Origin of the sequence: Bacteroides rodentium JCM 16496, from assembly GCF_000614125.1 — a bacterium.
In the GTDB taxonomy this organism is placed as follows: domain Bacteria; phylum Bacteroidota; class Bacteroidia; order Bacteroidales; family Bacteroidaceae; genus Bacteroides; species Bacteroides rodentium.
This window is the reverse complement of record NZ_BAKJ01000025.1, coordinates 1-19,328: the sequence shown is the minus strand read 5'-3', so window position 1 is coordinate 19,328 and position 19,328 is coordinate 1. Positions and strand designations below refer to the sequence as shown.

General features: G+C 47.9%; 9 protein-coding genes and 3 pseudogenes. 11 read left to right on the top strand and 1 reads right to left on the bottom strand.

Annotation, left to right across the window (positions count from 1 at the left end; genetic code table 11):
* The first annotated feature begins 1 nt into the window (after position 1).
* Positions 2-310 carry a hypothetical protein gene (locus JCM16496_RS21865; protein WP_128809574.1) on the top strand — a complete coding sequence of 103 codons (309 nt, stop codon included), beginning with the start codon at positions 2-4 and terminating at the stop codon, positions 308-310.
* Positions 311-1,275: 965 nt separating this feature from the next.
* Here the strand turns inward: JCM16496_RS21865 and JCM16496_RS12085 are convergent.
* On the bottom strand, positions 1,276-2,475 hold the full coding sequence (locus tag JCM16496_RS12085) for a C1 family peptidase (RefSeq protein WP_025834547.1): 1,200 nt from the start codon (positions 2,473-2,475) through the stop codon (positions 1,276-1,278).
* Between the two features lie 95 nt (positions 2,476-2,570).
* Between JCM16496_RS12085 and JCM16496_RS12080 the strand changes: the two genes are divergently transcribed.
* From JCM16496_RS12080 to JCM16496_RS12040, 10 genes and pseudogenes are all read left to right on the top strand, one after another.
* Complete coding sequence (locus tag JCM16496_RS12080) at positions 2,571-3,422, top strand: patatin-like phospholipase family protein (RefSeq protein WP_025834544.1); 852 nt, start codon at positions 2,571-2,573, stop codon at positions 3,420-3,422.
* Positions 3,423-3,680: 258 nt separating this feature from the next.
* Positions 3,681-6,749 (top strand): annotated as a pseudogene (locus JCM16496_RS24935) (SusC/RagA family TonB-linked outer membrane protein).
* 19 nt (positions 6,750-6,768) lie between these two features.
* A complete protein-coding gene (locus tag JCM16496_RS12070) occupies positions 6,769-8,553 on the top strand; it encodes a RagB/SusD family nutrient uptake outer membrane protein (RefSeq protein ID WP_016273168.1) in 1,785 nt (594 codons plus the stop codon).
* A 73-nt stretch (positions 8,554-8,626) separates the two neighbouring features.
* Positions 8,627-10,762: a glycoside hydrolase family 32 protein gene (locus tag JCM16496_RS12065; RefSeq protein WP_025834541.1), complete on the top strand. Its 2,136-nt coding sequence runs from the start codon at positions 8,627-8,629 to the stop codon at positions 10,760-10,762.
* On the top strand, positions 10,762-11,283 hold the full coding sequence (locus tag JCM16496_RS23780) for a glycoside hydrolase family protein (RefSeq protein WP_244440347.1): 522 nt from the start codon (positions 10,762-10,764) through the stop codon (positions 11,281-11,283). Before JCM16496_RS12065 ends, JCM16496_RS23780 begins: the two co-directional genes overlap by 1 nt.
* Positions 11,283-12,362, top strand: coding sequence for a glycoside hydrolase family 32 protein (locus tag JCM16496_RS23775; protein WP_244440354.1), 1,080 nt, complete (start codon positions 11,283-11,285; stop codon positions 12,360-12,362). Before JCM16496_RS23780 ends, JCM16496_RS23775 begins: the two co-directional genes overlap by 1 nt.
* 18 nt (positions 12,363-12,380) lie before the next feature.
* Complete coding sequence (locus tag JCM16496_RS12055) at positions 12,381-14,195, top strand: glycoside hydrolase family 32 protein (protein WP_025834539.1); 1,815 nt, start codon at positions 12,381-12,383, stop codon at positions 14,193-14,195.
* An 18-nt stretch (positions 14,196-14,213) separates the two neighbouring features.
* Positions 14,214-15,379: pseudogene (locus tag JCM16496_RS12050) on the top strand (MFS transporter).
* A 234-nt stretch (positions 15,380-15,613) separates the two neighbouring features.
* Entirely contained in the window at positions 15,614-16,501 is an 888-nt protein-coding gene (locus tag JCM16496_RS12045) for a carbohydrate kinase family protein (protein ID WP_005835617.1), read from the top strand.
* Positions 16,502-16,572: 71 nt separating this feature from the next.
* Positions 16,573-19,328 (top strand): annotated as a pseudogene (locus JCM16496_RS12040) (hybrid sensor histidine kinase/response regulator transcription factor); the annotation flags it as partial.

Sequence of the window (19,328 nt, the reverse complement as noted above, 5' to 3'; positions counted from 1 at the left end):
CTTGTGCACGCTCTTCGGGCGAGCCGTGCTTGTCTATCCATTTCTGTGCCCGTTTCCATTGGTGGACGAAAAGGGTATCCGCGTGGGTGTAGTTCGTGGAACGACCGCACAGCATGCACCACCGGGCAAAATCGCGGTTGCCCAGTTCTTCGGGCTGGGGGATGCCTGCCAGCAACCGGGAAGCGCTGTCGGCATCGGTCGGCAGCAGGCGCTCGGCGGCATCGAGTATGGAACGGCGGGATGCGGTGGATTCGTCGGAGCATCTTGTTGCAAGCAGGCAGAAGAGCAGGAAGAGAGGGAGATAGAGTAGTCGTTTCATAATAGTTATGATCTGTTAAGTTAACAAAAGTACATAAAAATCTCAGGATTTTCACACCGGCAAGATAAAGAATCCGTTTTTTTCTTTAGAGAAAATGGAAAAATAACGGTCTGGAGAAGAAATACATGAAACTCCTTTAAATGAATGACGGTCCGTCGGGAACATGAGTGTCTGCGGGGCCGTACCATATCCCGCATCGTCGGATACCGGTAAAAAAGATGCCGGCATCCTATAAAAAAAGTTCCGGGAACCCATACTAAAATGTCTGAAAACAGGACGAAAGTTCTATCCCAAGCCTTGGGATAGAAAAACCAAACCTTGGGACGGACAGACCAAGCCTTGGGATACATGTCCGCAAGCCGGAGATAAGATTACTCATGCAACACTGAAGGGCAGCCTTGGACAAGGGTTCAACTGCCGATTCGCATAATATATAGAATTTCAACATGACCAAGTCGAGGTTTGCAGTCGTCAAGTTGAGGAATGCAATTTCCGACCTCAGCTTCAGCATCAGTCATCCTGTCCGCTTCCCGCTCAAACGTCTTTCACCATAAAGCGTTGTCAGCCAGATGATTTCTTGTAAAGGTGAAGGGTGTGGAACTTAGAAAGGACTGTTTAAATTTGGTTCCGCATTTCTTCAGCCATTCAAGCAGGTCAGACCGTATTCGGGCTGTGCCAACGCCTTCTCCGGCAGCAATCTGGAATTTCACCACAGAGGGCACTGAGGCGCACAGAGTTTTTTTGAATTATGAATAATTATGAATTGTCAATTAAAAAATAAGAGGGTGTGCCGAAAGCACATGAGCGCTTTCATAATGTTATAATATTAGGCGCGGATTACGCGGAACAACGCGGATTCAGTAAAATAAATCCGTGGAATCCGCGTAATCCGCGCCTGGAAGAAAGTGCTAAGAGGTTTTTTGACACCCTCTTACGAGTCTTTTCGCGCTCTCCTCTTATTTGATGCCCAGCTTCTTGGCAATATCCTTAGGCAGTGTATCCTTGTGCACAATGATGTTCATTGTTTTATAGCGCACGAAGGCTTTGGAAGCATACCACAGTCCTTTGTACTTTCCGGCTTCACCCCAAGAGTTCTTTACCATATAGTATTCGTTTCCTTCCTGGTCTTTGGCTATACCGTAAATCAGCATACCGTGGTCGTCAGTAGTTTCCCAGTTGTCGTATGCCAGCTGGCGCTCTTCTTGTGTGCACCACTTCTGCGGTTGGGGTTTGCTGTTCAGTTTCTTTTCTTCGGGTTTCATTTTCAGCCAGTGTGCCATGTCCGAACCGCTCAGTTCTTGCGCCTTTTCTGCGTCGGGCATTACGGCTACACCGTCGCGTGTGAAGCCTTGTTCGCTTACGTCGCTGCCCCATGCAATGGTGTAACCCTTGTTGATGGCATTGTCGAACACCTGCATCAGCTCGTCGATGGGCAGGTTGTAGGAAGAAGCCCAACGCCAGTTGTCCTGTATTTCGAGGATGAACGGCTGGTAGAACGGCTGGTGGGTATAGGAGGTCAGTGAGATGTAGTCGTCTGCATTCAGTCCGGTAGATTCATAGAAAGACTTCGGAGTGTATTCCTTGCCTTTGTAGGTGAACTTCTCGGGACGTTCGCCCAGATAGATGTCGTGGATAGCGGTAATGGCCTTCTTCCAGAGCGGATTCTTGTCCTTGTCTGCTTGCAGGCTGCGGTGTCTGCCTTTGGCAATGGCTGCCACTACGGCATCAGATACGGCTGTCAATTCGGTGTGGTTGCTCAGCGTGTCGCCATACATGACACCTGGACGCATTTCCTCTTCGGGCACCAGACCGAAAGTCTTCATACCATAAATTACATCGTAGAACGAACCGCCTTGTGAGAACGAAACGTCACCATGTGTACGCACTGCCTTGTCGGCACGGTCCAGATAAGTGTTGTGCACGATGTACATTTCAGAAAGGTCGTATTCGCCTTTGCCCATGCGGAGCAGTTCGGATTCGATGAATGCCAGTCCGGAATAGCACCAGCATGTACCGGCACGGTTTTGGTTCTTAACAGAAGTGATAGGATTTTCTTTTACGGTTGTAAAAATGAAACCTTCCTCTTTCGGAGTGTCTTGTGCTATTGTGTTTAAACTTAATAAACCCAATGCAGCCATCAGTATTGATTTCTTCATCATAATTAAAATGTTATAGATTTATAGTTGCAACTGCAAATATAGGCAGAATATCGTAAACAAAAGCTATCTTTGAAGCGTTAATTCTGACACTTATGGAGAAAATAATACGTATCGACGACCATAGCGGTCTTGTTTTGGAGGGCGGCGGTATGCGCGGCGTCTTCACTTGCGGTGTGCTCGACAGCTTTATGGATCGTGGCATTCGCTTTCCCTATACCATCGGCGTCAGTGCCGGAGCCTGCAACGGACTTTCTTATATGTCCGGTCAGCGCGGGCGTGCCAAGTACAGCAATATCGACTTGCTGGAAAAATACAATTACATCGGATTGAAGTATCTGTTGAAGAAGCGGAATATCATGGATTTCGACTTGTTGTTCCAGGAGTTTCCGGAACACATACTTCCCTACGACTACGAGGCATACTTTCATTGTCCCGAACGTTATGTGATGGTAACTACCAACTGCGAGACGGGCGAAGCGAACTATTTTGAGGAGAAGCGGAGTAAAGAGCGCGTCATTGATATTGTGCGTGCTTCGAGCAGTCTGCCGTTTGTCTGTCCCATTACCTACGTGGACAACATCCCGATGCTGGATGGAGGTATTGTGGACAGTATCCCTTTGATGCGTGTCCGTCAGGATGGATTTACCAATAATGTGGTGGTGTTGACGCGCAATCATGGGTACCGTAAGGAAATTCAGGGAACGAAGGTTCCACCTTTTATATATAAGAAATATCCGCTATTGCGTGAAGCCATCAACCGCCGCAGCATTGTCTATAATCAACAGTTGGAGCAGGTGGAACGGATGGAAGCCGCCGGGGAAATCGTTGTGATCCGTCCACAGAAGCCGGTAGTGGTAGACCGCATCGAGCGTGACATCAAGAAGCTGACGGAGCTTTATGAAGAAGGATACCGGTGTGCGGAACAGTTTGCTTTTCGTTTTTGATTCTGAGAGAGTATACTATGAGAGCTGGTGCAATTAGCATCTGCTCCCATATTGTTTTCATTCTTTTCTATTAATTTGCTGCTAAAGCTAAAGTTTATTTAGCAAAAAACACGCGTAGAATACCTTTAGAAAGGGGATGTATCAAAAATACCACCTTTCGTAACATTTGTTATAGGTGCAAATCCTGGTTTCGCTTAATTTTGCTGACACAAAACTCAATTGCAGAATTGGTTTATTATTAACTTTAAATTAATAGATATGTTGAAAAGCATTAGTCTCAGGCTTTGCACACTAATTGTGCTTCTCTTTGCGGGCATCTATTCCTTTGCCCAGCAAGTCCAGGTAAAAGGTACTGTCGTTGAAAAATCGAGTGGTGAATCCATTATCGGTGCTTCTGTCATGGAGGTAGGTTCCAACAGTAATGGAACAATTACGGATATTGACGGAAATTTCACTCTGTCTGTAGCTTCCGGTGCCACATTGTCTGTATCCTATATAGGATATAAAGCCGTTACAGTAAAGGCACAGCCCACTTTACGCATTGAGTTGACGGAAGATTCCCAGTTGATTGATGAAGTAGTAGTGACCGGCTATATGTCCGAGAAGAAGGCCAGTTTGACTGGTTCGGTGGCTGTGGTCAAGATGAAGGATGTAGCAGATATTCCTACGGGAAATGTGTTGTCGAGCTTGCAGGGACGTGTTGCCGGTATGAACATTACGACTGACGGCACACCGGGCGGTGGAAATACTTCTACATTGGTCCGTGGTAAGTCATCTTTCCGAAATGATGCCAATTCCCCGCTTTATGTCATTGACGGTGTGATGACCCGTGAGAACATCTCGTCTATCCTTTCTTCCAATGATGTAGAATCCATTCAGGTATTGAAGGATGCCGCTTCCGCTTCTATTTATGGTGCACAGGCTGCCAATGGTGTGATTATCATTACTACCAAACGTGCCAAGAAAGGGGAGACCCGTGTGGATTTTGATATGTCGTTGACTTTGCAGACTATCAATGTGGCTTTGATATGTTGAATGCAGATGAGTGGGGCCAGGTTTATTGGTCGGCTTATAAGTATGCCAATAATGGAGCTACGCCAAGCAGCGAAATATATGGTAATGGTGCAACTCCCCAACTTCAAGACTATATCGGCCTGAATGGAGCTAAAGTACATGCCGTTGATACGGATTGGCGCGATGTGGTTTATCGCACTGCTTGATGCAGAATTATAGTGCGACACTTTCAAAGGGCTCTGACAATGGTGCCTTCTCGTTAGCGTTGAACTATCTCGACCATGACGGTCTGGTAGAGAATACGAATTTCCAGCGTATCAATACCCGCATCAGTTCTAACTATCATTATCTTGACAATCGCTTGCGTATCGGCGAGAACGTTGCCATCAATCGTTGGACACAGACCCTCAGTCCGGCCGGTGTAGATGAGAATGCCATCAAACAGCATCCTGCCAAGACGGTTTATGATGAGAATGGCAATTATAACGATGCCATCAATGATGTTTTGGGTGATGCCCCCAATATGGCACGTTTGTTGGAGAATGAAAAACAGAACAAACATGATTACTGGCGTATCTTTGGTAATGCATTCCTTGAAATTGAACCGATTAAGAACCTGGTGCTGAAAACCAATTTCGGTATGAATTATTATGATGAAACCAACAAAACTTTTGAGCCGGCATGGGCACGCGATGAGGTCAATAAGCTGACTCAATCATCCAACAAAAGACTGGATTGGGTATGGACCAATACCGTGACTTATAGCAAAGCTTTTGGAAAGAACAATCTGACTGCACTTCTTGGTACAGAAGCCAAGAAGAACCATTCGGAATCCATGTTCGGTTATGGTACGGGACTGGCTGTAGAAGATGAAGATTATATTTATCTCGACGGTGTGACTGCCGGTAAGAATGTAGGTGCCGGTGCTTCCAATTATGGCATGGTGTCTTACTTTGGTAAAGTGAACTATGATTATGAAGGACGGTATTTGGCCTCTGTTACGGTGCGCGTGATGCTTCTTCCCGCTTGGCAAAGGGTAATAATGTGGATTACTTCCCTTCAGTGTCGGCAGGCTGGCGCATTTCAAGTGAGAAGTTTATGGAAGCGACCAGGGATTGGTTGGCTGATTTGAAACTACGTGCTTCATGGGGTGTCAATGGTAACGATATTATTGATAATGAGGCTCCCTATACAAAATACTTGATTAGTCTGAAGGATGCAAGCTACAACATGAACGGTGATGGAACGACTTTGGCTCCCGGTGGTTACAAAGTGAGGTCTACCAATCCCGATTTGAAGTGGGAGAGTACAAGACAGCTCAATATCGGTGTGGACGCCGCTTTCCTGAACGGACGTCTGAGTGCTTCTCTCGATTATTTTGATAAGAAGACAAGTGATATGCTTGTGGAGAAACCGTATATCGCTGTCATTGGCGAGGGTGGTTACTGCTGGTATAATGGTGGTACGATGAACAATAAAGGTTTCGAGATGGCACTGACCTGGAATGATAAGGTAAAGGATTTCCAGTATAATGTAGCATTCAACCTTTCATATTACAAAAATGAAGTGACAGAGCTGACGGAAGAAATTTACTATACTTATGGTGGCGGTAATGGGGTTGACAAGACTTTGGTTGGCCAACCGTTCGGTTCATGGATGGGCTTCAAGACAGATGGAGTGTTCCGTACCCAGCAGGAGGTGGATGAGTATAAATCCAAATATAATGTACAGTTTGGCGCTCCCGGAGTAGGACGTATCAAATACGTGGATGCTGATGGTAACGGTACGATTGATACGAACGACCGTGTATGGTTGGGTTCTGACAATCCGAAAGTGATTGCAGGTCTGAATCTTGGGGCATCTTGGAAAGGCTTTGACCTCAGCATGTTCTTCAACGGTATGATTCGTGATGCCTATAACAACTCCAAATATTATACGGATTTATTCCAATGCTGGACCGGTAATCACTCTACCCGCCTGCTCGATGCCATGCATGCTTACGAGAACTTTGAAAAGACGGGTGTTTACAATAGCAGTGTACCTGCTTTGACCACTCTTAACAGCAACAATGAGCACGAAGTATCTGAGTTCTATATTGAAAATGGTTCGTATATCAAGCTGAAAAGTCTGACATTGGGTTACACGCTTCCTAAAGCAGTTCTCGACAAGATGAAGATGCGTCATGCGCGCATTTATTTCCAGGCTCAGAATTTGTTTACGATTACCGGTTATACAGGTGCCGACCCTGAAGGTCTGGGTTATCCTTATCCGTTGCCCCGTACGTTCTCTTTGGGATTATCATTTGGTTTCTAAACTTTAAAACTATACTATCATGAAATTGAAACATTTATATATGCTTGGCGTAGTAGCGCTGATGACTGCAAGCTGTAATGAAGACCGTTTCCTGGATTTGAAGCCCCAGGGTAGCTTGAATGAAGATATTATGACTTCTACAGAAGGTGCCGACCTTTTGGTGAATGCCGCGTATGCAGCTTTGGGTGGTCCCGAAGGACAGAGCTGGAGTGTATGGTGTCATCCTACTTCCAATTGGACCTATGGTGAGGTACGTTCGGATAATGCCTATAAAGGCGGTGGTGGTGTTGGTGACCTTAATGAAGTGCACCGTATGGAGACATTTGATATGGATGCAACCAATGGATTTCTGGACAGCAAGTGGTACCATCTATATTGCAGTGTACAGCGTTGTAACTCTGCATTGCGCGTTCTGAATGCTGCAACAGATGAGCAGGTGAACGGACGTGTATCCCGTATTGCGGAGATGAAAGTGCTTCGTGCCCATTATTACTTTGAATTGAGCCGCCTTTTCAACAAGATACCTTATTTTGATGAGAACGTTGAGATTTCCCAATATCCGGATATTCCGAACAATGAGTTTACCCGTGACGAGATTCTGAGTATGCTGGCCAAGGAGATGCTTGATGCCGCCGAACTGCTTCCTGCATCACAGTCGGAGGTAGGGCGTATTCATAAATATATAGCACTGGCCTATGCGGCTAAAATCAAGCTGTACCAAGCGTATCAGCAAGATGAGACTACGCATGCCGTAACTTCCATCAATAAAGAGCTGCTGAGGGAAGTCGTTTCGCTTTGCGACCAAGTGACTGCCAGCAACCGTTACGGTTTGCTTGACGATTTCCAGGGATTGGATTTAGTAGCTAATGAAAACGGTAAAGAGTCTGTTTTTGCCATTCAATATTCCATGAATGACGGTACCGAAAGTGCCGGCCGCATCAACTGGAGCAATCTGTTGAATTCTCCGGGTGGAGGCAGCCCTTACGGAGGTGACGGTTTCTTCCTGCCCAGCCAAGACCTGATTAATGCTTATCAGACAGATGCAAACGGTCTGCCCGATTTTAATTATCAGTCAAAGTCTGATTATAGTTGGGCGGTATTGAACAATGGGGTTTATACTTTACAAAACACGACTCCCAATGTAGACCCGCGTCTCGATTTTGTTGTGGGCCGTCCTACTATAACTTGGAAAACTTACCCAGACAAGCCATGTGAGGGATGGGTGCGTGATAAGGAAACTTATGGCTATAATTGCGCGAAGCGCTTCTGGGTTTCTCCGGAAAGTAGTGATATGTTTAATGGCTGGCCTTGGGGGGCTTCACAGTTGAACTGGCAGATTATACGTTACGCAGATATTCTTCTTTGGAAAGCTGAGGCTCTTATTGAACTCAATGAAGGCGATGGACTCGAAACTGCCCGTGATTTGATTAATCAGATACGCAATCGTGCCCGGAACAGTGCCTATGTAAAGGATTTCAACGACCATTCCAAATATGCGGCCAACTACCTTGTCAATCCTTATCCTGCTGATGTCTGGAATCAGGATTATGCCCGTCAGGCCCTCCGTTGGGAAACACGTCTGGAGAAGGCTTTGGAAGGTGAACGTTTCTTCGACCTGGTCCGTTGGGGCATAGTGGAAACAACCATGAACAAGTACATTACCGCGGAGTCAGACAATCGCATTTATTATGCCAATGCGCACTTTACGGGTGGAAAGGATGAGTATTATCCGGTTCCGAACAATCAATACGGATTTTCTGGAGGCAAGTATGTACAGAATCCCGGTTATGCTCCGTTCAACTAATTATATTTTGAAATGAAAACGCAAGGGAGGGGAAACGTTTGTTTCCCCCTCTTCCTTTAAACAATCTTTTATTATGAAACACTTTGCCTATTCTATATTGGGCTGTCTATTGCTTTCTTTGAATGCAGCTTTTGCTCAAAAAACATGGTCGTTTGACGGGCAGGACCCCTTACTTTCCAGTGACGGCAAGTCATTGTTGAATTTGTACACTATAAAGGAAATACCGGAATTTGTTACCGGAGTCGAAGGTAAAGCCCTTCGTACAGACGGGTATTCCACTTGGATGGATACAACCACGGAAGGAGATGTTTCGTCGTTGTCCGGATGGTTTGCTCTGGAATCTTATCCGACGGATACTGCTGCCTTTATGGGAATCAGAGACATGGCAGGAACATCTGTAGCGGTATGTGTAGACCGTTATGGTGAGCTGCTGTTGGGAATGGGGCAGAATGGCTCATACTCTTACTGTTCATTAAAGACAAAAGTCGACCGTTTCAAGTGGCTGCATGTGGTCCTTGATTTGAGTAATGAATCGGTTTGCCTGAATGGGCAGAGGGTGAGTGCAGAGGTATGGCCCCGGAACTTGCAGGATGGTGAAATGATACTTCGGGTAGGTAAGGATTTCAGGGAAAAGAAGGTTTGGATGTACGATGTTACGGCTATAAACGGGTTGATTGACGGAATAAGCCTCACTCCCTTTTCCGATGATTCGTCTGCATGGAGAGACGAGATTGCCTTAGGATTGAAGAAGACTCCGGTTTTGGCTATTCCGGAAACCCGTTTTGCGAAGGACTTCAACCGTCCCCGCTATCATCTGTTGCCGGCTGCCAACTGGACGAATGAGACGCATGGTTTACTTCTTTATAAAGGTAAATATCATATATTCAATCAGAAGAATGCTTCTGCAATCTTCCTGGGACAGATAAATTGGGGACATTTCAGCAGTCCCGATATGCTTCATTGGACGGAGGAAAAGCCGGCTTTGACTCCTGATGCTGCTTATGACAAGAATGGAATATGGTCCGGGCATGCTGTTATCAATGATGACGGTATCCCCCAGCTGATATACACAGCCGGTGGAGACAAGATGGGAGTGGGTATTGCTTTTCCAAAAGATACTGCGTTGATAGAATGGGAGAAATATGCGGGTAATCCGGTTATTGCCGAGAAGCCTGCCGGATATACCCGTACGGACATGCGTGACCAGTATGTCTGGAAAGAGGGTGATGTCTGGTATATGATTATCGGTTTCGGCATTGAGCAGACCGATACACCCCACGGGGCTTTGCTGCTTTATAAATCGGCAGACTTGAAGAAATGGGATTTTGTACATTTGCTGTTTGAGGGCAATCCGGAAGTGGATGACTCCGGTATTTTCTGGGAAATGCCGGTCTTTAAGAAGATGGGCGGCAAGTATGTTCTTTTGGTGAATAGGGTTCCTCATAAAGGCATACCTGCGCGTTGCCAGTATTGGATAGGAGATTTCAAGAATGAAAAGTTTATACCGGACAATCCGGTTCCTCAAAATCTAGAGGTCATCAACCGCTTGCTGTCCCCCTCTGTTGTGGAGACTCCGGAAGGGGATGTCGCTGCCATTGCCATTATACCCGATGAAATAGGAGGGGAGGCCACTTATGAACAAGGATGGGCGCATCTCTATAGTATGCCCAGAAGATGGCAGCTGAAAGATGGAAAACTATGTCAAACACCCCATCCCGTAATGAAACAATTGCGTGAACAATCCACGGTTTATTCCAGGCAGGCATTGACTGCTGCGAAACCGCACATTGTGAGCAGAAGGGAACATCAGCTTGAAGTCAAGGCGACTTTTTATCCCGGTGACGCAAAACGGTTTGGATTTACATTGTGTAAGAATCCGGATAATAGCGAATATAGCCTGATTTATTATGATGTGGAAAAGGAGGAACTTATTGTGGACCAGACGCATTCTTCCTTGCGTGCACACATTCCTTTGAAGCTCCGCAAGGACTGGTATCGGTTGGATACAACCAAGCCGGTGGAGATTCGTCTATTTATAGACGGTTCTGTGGTGGAAGGATTTATTAATGATGAGGATGCATTCACTACAAGAATCTTTCCTCTGAAAGAAAACAGTACGCTATTGGAACTATTCTCTGATGGAAATACAACGGAAGTTGCTGCCGAAGTTTGGAGACTGAAAGATGCAAGGGTAAAGATGAACTTTTAATGAAAATACAGAAAATGAAGATACCTACTATATTGGGTGCACTTTTAGTGGCAGGAACATTGTCTGCCGGTGCACAAATGAATTCAGACAGTTTATACAAAGAGCCTTATCGTCCTCAGTATCATTTCAGTCCGGAGAAGGGATGGATTGGTGACCCCTCGGGATTCATGTACTATCAGGGTAAATATCATATGTACTGGTGGGGCAAAGTCGAATCTACAGATTTGGTACATTACCAACAGATAACCCCTTATGCCATGACCGGAGCGGATGACAATATCAGTTACTTCACCGGTTCTGCAGTCATAGACAAGAACAACACTGCCGGTTTCGGCAAGGGTGCTTATGTGGCGGCTTACACCGTTTTTGAGAAGGACTCCAAGAAACAAGCGCAGGGCATCTCTTTCAGTCATGACGGAAAGACATTTCATTATTACGAAGGTAACCCGGTTCTGGACCTTTGGAGTACGGAATTCAGGGACCCTACCGTCTTCTGGCACGAGCGACTCAAAAATGGGTGATGGTTGTAGCCAAGGCCCTGGAGAAGAAAATCAAGTTTTATACCTCTCCTGATTTGAAGAACTGGACTTGGACCAGTGATTTCGGCCCTGCCGGTGACAGTGAAAAGTCTTGGGAGTGCCCGGATTTATTCCAGTTGTCGGTTGACGGGGATTCTGACAAGAAAAGGTGGGTGATGGTCGTATCTGTAAACTGGGCGCAAGAACAATACTTTATAGGAGACTTCGACGGCACTTCTTTTAAGCTGATGGATAACCATCCTGCAGAGCCTCTATATGTGGACAAAGGGCTGGACTTTTATGCATCCCGTACATTTCAGGATTTTGACGGAACGTTGGATTCCAAAATTTCGATGGGCTGGGTTGCAACCTGGGACTATGCACCGGTAGCTCCATCGAAGTATGGGAAGGGCTTTTGGTCTATTCCCCGCAACCTGGAACTGAAGACATACAAGGAAGGCGTGAGGCTGGTGCAGAAGCCGGTGGAACAGTTGCAAACACTTCGCTATAAGCCTGCATCGGTGAAACGTGCTTTATCGGTGGGGACACAGAGGTTACCCGGCTTTGTTCCCGATGAGAATGTCTACGAACTCGATGCTTCGTTTTCTACTGACGTATCCAACACCTTTGGCTTGAATTTGTGTGTGGGTGAAGGGCGCAAAGTGGTGGTCAGCTATGATACGGATTCACATAATCTGGTGATTGACCGCACCCATTGCTCCGATGTGCAGATTCCTAAATTCAGCCGTATGGCATATACCAGGGTGGAACCGGTAGATAATAAGATACGTTTGCATATATTTGTAGACAAATCGAGTATTGAAATCTTTGCCAATGACGGGAAGGATGTATTCACATTATTAACCTATCCGGGCGAGGCTCAAACCGGTATCGAACTTTTTGCGCAGAAGAAGGGGACGAAGATGGAGTTGGATGCTGGATGCTTAAATCAATATGGAGATGAGGAATTTAATTTGTATTATTTTAGACTGAATGTAACATTTGTAGTATGCTTTGAAACAAAAAAGATAGCCTCCTGCTGCTTGGTGGCGTATCTTTGCATGGTAGAAAAACATAATTAATTTAATACCAACAGAAACATGATTCATTTAAAAGACTTTTGGCGGACAATCAGAAGGACGCTTACCGTATTTATATTAGGAACTACCGTGGCTGTCTTCACATGCCAGGCCATAAATCCTCCTTTCGTGATTAAACATCTGGGTGACGGACAGAGTATCGTCCAAATTGACGAGCAGAAGAAGTTTTTGCTGCTGCCGGTGGAAGAGGCTTCTCCGGAGGCAAAATTGTATATGATAGCGGACAATGATGTTGTACGCAGTATGAACGTGCGATTGGCAGTCAATAAGGTTGACTATTTTGTTCCGGTCGATTTGACCGGCTTCGATAATAAACATCTCTCTTTCAACTTCCAGCTTATTCCGGATTCGGCCTTATGCTGGGAAGAAATGAAACTGTCGGATGAATTCGATGTTTCGAACCGGGAGAAATTCCGTCCGGTGTATCATTTCAGCCCGGCTTACGGTTGGATGAATGATCCTAACGGAATGTTCTACAAAGACGGGGTCTACCATTTGTTCTACCAGCATAATCCCTACGGCTCCATGTGGGGGAACATGCATTGGGGACATGCCACCAGTACGGACCTCGTCACTTGGGAGCATCACGGAGATGCCATTTCGCCCGATGCGTTGGGAACAATTTTCAGTGGCTCTTGTGTTGTCGACAAGGATAATACGGCCGGGTTCGGTGCCGGTGCCGTCATTGCCTTCTATACATCGGCAAGCGACCGCCAAGTGCAGAGCATGGCCTATAGCCTTGACAACGGAAAAACCTTCAAGAAGTATGCGCGAAATCCCATCCTGACTTCCACGCAGCGCGACTTCCGTGACCCTAAAGTCATCTGGCACGAAGATACCAAGAAATGGATCATGGTTCTTGCCGTAGGGCAGGAAATGGAGATATACTCTTCTGCCGACCTGAAGAACTGGACGCTGGAGAGCAAATTCGGTGAAGGACAAGGTGCTCACGGCGGAGTCTGGGAGTGTCCCGACCTGCTTGAACTGCCGGTTGAAGGTACGGAACTGAAGAAGTGGGTACTCGTCTGTAACCTCAATCCGGGCGGACCGTTCGGTGGCTCTGCCACACAATATTTCGTAGGGACATTTGACGGTAAGAAATTCGTGAACGAGTCTCCCGCAGTGACGAAATGGATGGACTGGGGAAAAGACCATTATGCAACTGTCACTTGGAGCAATGCTCCTGCAGGACGTGCCATTGCATTGGCATGGATGAGCAACTGGCAATATGCCAATGATGTGCCCACCCGTCAATACCGTAGTGCCAACTCCGTGCCGCGTGACCTTTCGCTCTATACCTCGGAGGGTGAAACCTATGTAAAGGTAACCCCGTCTCCCGAATTGCTGAAACTGAGGGATAAAGGCAGCAAGAAGCGTGCTTTCAAGGTAGACCGCACGTATAATCTGGACAAACTGCTGAATGACAATTCCGGAACGTATGAAATCGAAATGACTATTAAGAATAAGGATGCGGATGTGATAGGATTCCAGCTCTTTAACTCGAAAGGCGAGGAGGTGGAGATGTACTATAACCTGGCGGAAAAGACGTTCACCATGGACCGTACCAAGAGTGGTGAGGTGTCGTTCAGCAAGGACTTCCCTGCAGTGACCGTGGCTCCTGTCGGGGGTGGCAATGAAATGAAACTCCGCTTGTTCGTAGACAAGTCGAGCATTGAAGCGTTTGGCAACGACGGACGTTTTGCCATGACAAATCTTGTATTCCCGTCGGAACCTTACAACCGTATCAGTTTCTATGCTAAAGGTGGAAGCTGCAATGTCACCTCGTTTACTGTGTACAAACTCGGATTAAAATAACAGATAATAATCTTCAGCATGAAAAATACTAAGAATTCTTCTTTGGCAAAGCTCTTTCCGGTCATGCTTTGTTTCTTCGCCATGGGCTTTGTGGATTTGGTGGGCATCGCCTCCAACTACGTGAAGGCCGACTTGAACCTGACCGACTCGCAAGCCAACATATTCCCGTCTCTGGTGTTCTTCTGGTTCCTCATCTTCTCCGTACCTACGGGTATGCTGATGAACCGCATCGGACGCAAGAAGACGGTGCTTCTCAGCCTTGTCATCACGTTTGCCTCTTTGCTTCTCCCGGTTTTCGGAGACGGCTATGTGCTGATGCTGCTCTCGTTCTCATTGCTGGGCATCGGCAATGCGCTGATGCAAACGTCGCTCAACCCGCTGCTTTCCAATATCGTAAGCGGCGAGCGGCTGGCAAGTTCGCTCACCTTCGGACAGTTTGTAAAAGCCATTGCTTCGTTTCTGGCTCCATACATCGCCATGTGGGGAGCTACGCAGGCCATTCCGTCTCTGGGCATGGGCTGGAGGGTGCTGTTCCCGGTCTATATGGTCATTGCGGTGATTGCCATTCTCTGGCTGAGCGGTACTTCCATCCGCGAGGAAAAGGAAGAGGGACGCCCTTCCACCTTCGGGGAGTGCCTCGCTCTGCTGGGCAAGCCGTTTATCTTTCTCTGCTTCCTGGGCATCATGTGCCATGTGGGCATTGATGTAGGTACGAATACCACAGCGCCCAAAATCCTGATGGAGCGTCTGGGCATGACGCTGGCCGATGCCGGCTTTGCCACCAGCCTTTACTTCATCTTCCGCACGGCGGGTTGCTTTCTCGGAGCCTTCATCCTTCAGAAGATGGCTCCCCGAACCTTCTTCGGCATCAGCGTGTTATGTATGTTGGCTGCGATGGTAGGGTTGTTCGTTTTCCATGAAAAGGCAATGATATACATCTGCATTGCCTTATCGGTTTCGGCAATTCGAACATCTTTCCGGTTATCTTCTCTCAGGCGTTGCTTGCTATGCCACAAAAGAAGAACGAGGTTTCCGGTTTGATGATTATGGGGCTCTTCGGCGGTACGGTATTTCCGATAGCAATGGGCTTGGCAAGTGATGCTGTAGGACAAAGCGGTGCCGTGGCTGTGATGACGGTAGGGGTAGTGTACTTGTTCTTCTATATGCTGCGTATGAAGCGGTAATCTTTGTTCGCAGGCTGCGGACACATATCCCAAGGCTGCGGATATCTGTCCCAAGGTTGCGGATGTCTATCCCAAGCCTTGGGATAGAGATAATCCTTAGTTCTTAGAGACTTTTTAATAGATAATTGGCAACTTTTCATTCTATAGTTAGGAACTTTTTTATTAGGTTTGCAGTGGGTAGGACATTGAGTTTGCCGTGAATAAAATATATCATTCATTAAACAATATAATATTATGAATAAGATAATAGTAGGTATGGGCGAGGCTCTGTGGGACTGCCTCCCCGAAGGAAAGAAGATAGGCGGTGCTCCGGCAAACTTTGCTTACCATGCATCGCAGTTTGGTTTCGACAGCCGTGTGGTCAGTGCCGTAGGTGCCGATGCGGATGGGGACGAGATTCTGGATGTGTTCGCCCGGAAGGGGCTGCGCACGCAGATTGAGCGCGTGCCTTACCCCACGGGAACGGTGCAGGTGACGCTCGATGCCGTGGGCGTGCCGTGCTATGAGATAAAAGAAGGCGTGGCCTGGGACAACATTCCCTTTACCGACGAACTGAAGCGTCTGGCACTGAACACGCGTGCCGTATGTTTCGGCTCTTTGGCGCAACGCAGCGAAACAAGCCGCATCACCATCAACCGTTTTCTCGACACGATGCCCGATGCGGAGGGGCAGCTGAAGATATTCGACATCAATCTCCGCCAGGGGTTCTATACCAAAGAGATACTCTGCGAATCCATGCGCCGCTGCAACATCCTCAAGATAAACGATGAGGAGCTGGTGACCATCAGCCGTATTTTCGGTTACCCGGGCATCGACTTGCAGGACAAATGCTGGATTCTGCTGGCCAAGTATAACCTGAAGATGCTTATCTTGACTTGTGGCACGAACGGAAGCTATGTGTTCACTCCGGGAGTGGTTTCCTTCCAGGAGACACCCAAGGTGCCGGTGGCAGATACCGTTGGAGCCGGTGACTCGTTCACGGCAGCCTTCACTGCTGCCATTCTCAGTGGGAAGCAGGTGCCCGATGCCCATAAATTGGCGGTGGAAGTCTCTGCCTATGTGTGTACCCAGAGCGGTGCCATGCCGGAATTGCCGGACGCCTTGAAAGAAAGGCTGGCATAGATTTTTCTTATTCTTTTCACATTTTTCGCTATCTTTGCTCATCTGCAATCTTAAATGAGAGGAAAGTGAAGATGAGACAACATAACCTTCGGATTTTATTCTTTTTGCTCGTGCTTTGGGGAGTGGCGGTTGCCTGCTCCCGGCGCGAGGCACGTTTCCGTATCGGCGTTTCCCAATGTAGCGAGGATGAATGGCGGCGCCAGATGAACAGTGAGATACTCCGTGAAGCCCATTTCTACGAAGATGTGGAGGTGGACATCCGTACTGCCGTCGACGATAATGACCGTCAGGCAAAAGACATTCGTGAACTGATAGCCGAAGGGGTGGACCTGCTGATTGTGGCCCCTAATGAAGCCACTCCGATAACCCCGGTTGTGGAGGAGGCATACAACCGGGGCATTCCGGTGATTGTAGTGGACCGTAAAATCCTTTCGGACAAATACACGGCCTATGTCGGTGCAGACAACTACGAGATAGGGAAAGCTGTGGGAGAGTATGTGGCCAATGTGCTGCACAGACAGGGAGATGTAGTGGAAATCTCCGGTTTGGTGGGCTCCACACCTGCCGTAGACCGTCATCAAGGATTTGTAAAGGCTATATCCGCTTATCCCGATATCCGGTTGCTGGCCGCTGAAGACGGTGCCTGGTTGCAACTCAAGGCCGGAGAGAAAATGGATACCCTGCTGAGCCGCTTTCCGCATATCGATCTGGTGTATGCGCAGAATGACCGTATGGCGGCCGGAGCCTATGCTGCCGCTGCCCGTAAGGGGCGGGAGAAGGAAATGCGGTTCATCGGCATAGACGCTCTGCCCGGCAAAGACTACGGAGTGGAGAAAGTGCTTGCCGGCGAACTGGATGCCACGTTTATATATCCTACCGGTGGCGACCGCGTGATGCAGATTGCCATGGATATCCTGAACAAGCGTGATTTCCCCCGTGAAACTATCCTGGGCACTTCCGTCGTCGACCGCGACAATGCTCTCATCATGAAGATGCAGACCGCCCACATCGGCACCCTGGATGGAAAGATAGAAACCCTGAACGGAAAGATAAACCAGTATTTAGCCAGTTATGCCACGCAGCAGGTTGTCTTGTACGGCAGTCTGTCCGCACTATTGTTGCTGGTCGGCTTGTTGGTGGCTGTCTACCTCTCCTTGCGTGCCAAGAACCGGTTGAACCGTGAGCTGTCCATGCAGAAAAAGAAACTGGAGGAACAGAAAACCCAGTTGATACAGCAGAAGGAACTGTTGGAAGTACAGAAGTCGCAGTTGGAACAGCTTTCCCATGAACTGGAGGAGGCTACGCATGCCAAGCTGGTGTTCTTCACGAATGTTTCGCACGATTTCCGTACTCCATTGACGCTGATAGCCGATCCCATAGAGCAGCTTCTTGCCAACCGCACCCTCGACGGACAGCCGCGCCAGCTCCTCGAGCTGATGAAAAAGAATGTACATATCCTGCTTCGCCTGGTTAACCAGATACTTGATTTCCGGAAAGTGGAGAACGGGCGCATGGAGCTTCATCTCGAACCTTTTGATTTGCTCGACAGCTTCCGGGGCTGGAACGACTCTTTCCGCATGGCGTTGCTGAAGAAACATATTGCTTTCAGCTTTGAGGCATCTCCCGATACGGACTTCCGGATGATGGCGGATGCGGAGAAGATGGAGCGCATTTACTTCAATCTCTTCTCCAATGCCGTGAAATATACGCCGGAGAACGGGAAAATCACCGTACGGTTGTTAAAGTCGGAACAGAACTACAGTCTGTCCGTCTTCAATTCCGGCAGCTACATTTCTTCGACCGATGTGGAAGCCATCTTCGAGCGCTTCTATCAAGTGGACGGGCATCAGGCCGGTACCGGTATCGGACTGGCGCTGGTACGTGCCTTTGTAGAGATGCATGGCGGTAACATTACGGCACGCAGTGACGAGAAAGGCACTACTTTCACCGTTACTTTCCCGCAGCAGGATGTTTCGCAGTACCATCCCACCATAGTGACGTTGCCTGCCGAAGAGCAGGATGTGTCTTCCACCCTGATAGATACGGAAGTGAAGGCGGGCGAAGAGGTGGTTGAGGCCGATTGTCCTACTGTGCTGGTAATTGACGATAATGCGGATATCCGCAGCTATGTGAAGTCGCTGTTGTCGAACGAATTCCGTGTATTGGATGCGGCGGACGGGGCAGAGGGTATCAGGCTGGCCATGAGGTATGTGCCGGATGTGATTATCTCGGATGTAATGATGCCCGGTATGGATGGTGTGGAATGCTGCCGCCGCTTGAAGGGGGAGTTGCAGACATGCCATATCCCGGTGATTCTGCTGACGGCCTGCTCGCTGGACGAACAGCGTATCCAGGGCTATGACGCGGTGCCGATTCTTATATTTCCAAGCCGTTCAATTCGCAACTGCTCTTGTCTCGTGTCCGCAATCTCATTGCAAACCGCCGCCAGTTGAGGCAGTTCTTCGGAGATAACCAGACTATCGAGAAGGAAAGCATCAGTGATTTGGATAAAGGTTTCGTCTCCCGCTTCAAGTCGCTTGTCGAGGAGAGGATGAAAGATGCGGAACTCAATGTGGAGGATTTGGGACGGAATATGGGTATGAGCCGTGTGCAGCTTTACCGTAAGCTGAAATCGCTGACCAACTATTCGCCGAATGAGCTGTTGCGCCAGATGAGGTTGAAAAAGGCCGCCTCACTGCTTGCCTCCTCTGACATGACGGTAGCGGAGATTGCCTATGAAGTGGGCTTTTCGTCACCTTCCTATTTCACGAAATGCTATAAGGAACAGTTTGGGGAGAGTCCCACCGAGTTCCTGAAAAGAAGGGGA

Bases quoted from the DNA above. Each gene is read 5' to 3' on its own strand.
- JCM16496_RS12080 (WP_025834544.1), top strand. From the start codon at position 2,571: ATGGAGAAAATAATACGTATCGACGACCATAGCGGTCTTGTTTTGGAG.
- JCM16496_RS12045 (WP_005835617.1), top strand. From the start codon at position 15,614: ATGAATAAGATAATAGTAGGTATGGGCGAGGCTCTGTGGGACTGCCTC.
- JCM16496_RS12085 (WP_025834547.1), bottom strand. From the start codon at position 2,475: ATGAAGAAATCAATACTGATGGCTGCATTGGGTTTATTAAGTTTAAAC.
- JCM16496_RS12065 (WP_025834541.1), top strand. From the start codon at position 8,627: ATGAAACACTTTGCCTATTCTATATTGGGCTGTCTATTGCTTTCTTTG.
- JCM16496_RS23775 (WP_244440354.1), top strand. From the start codon at position 11,283: ATGGTTGTAGCCAAGGCCCTGGAGAAGAAAATCAAGTTTTATACCTCT.
- JCM16496_RS12070 (WP_016273168.1), top strand. From the start codon at position 6,769: ATGAAATTGAAACATTTATATATGCTTGGCGTAGTAGCGCTGATGACT.
- JCM16496_RS12055 (WP_025834539.1), top strand. From the start codon at position 12,381: ATGATTCATTTAAAAGACTTTTGGCGGACAATCAGAAGGACGCTTACC.
- JCM16496_RS23780 (WP_244440347.1), top strand. From the start codon at position 10,762: ATGAAAATACAGAAAATGAAGATACCTACTATATTGGGTGCACTTTTA.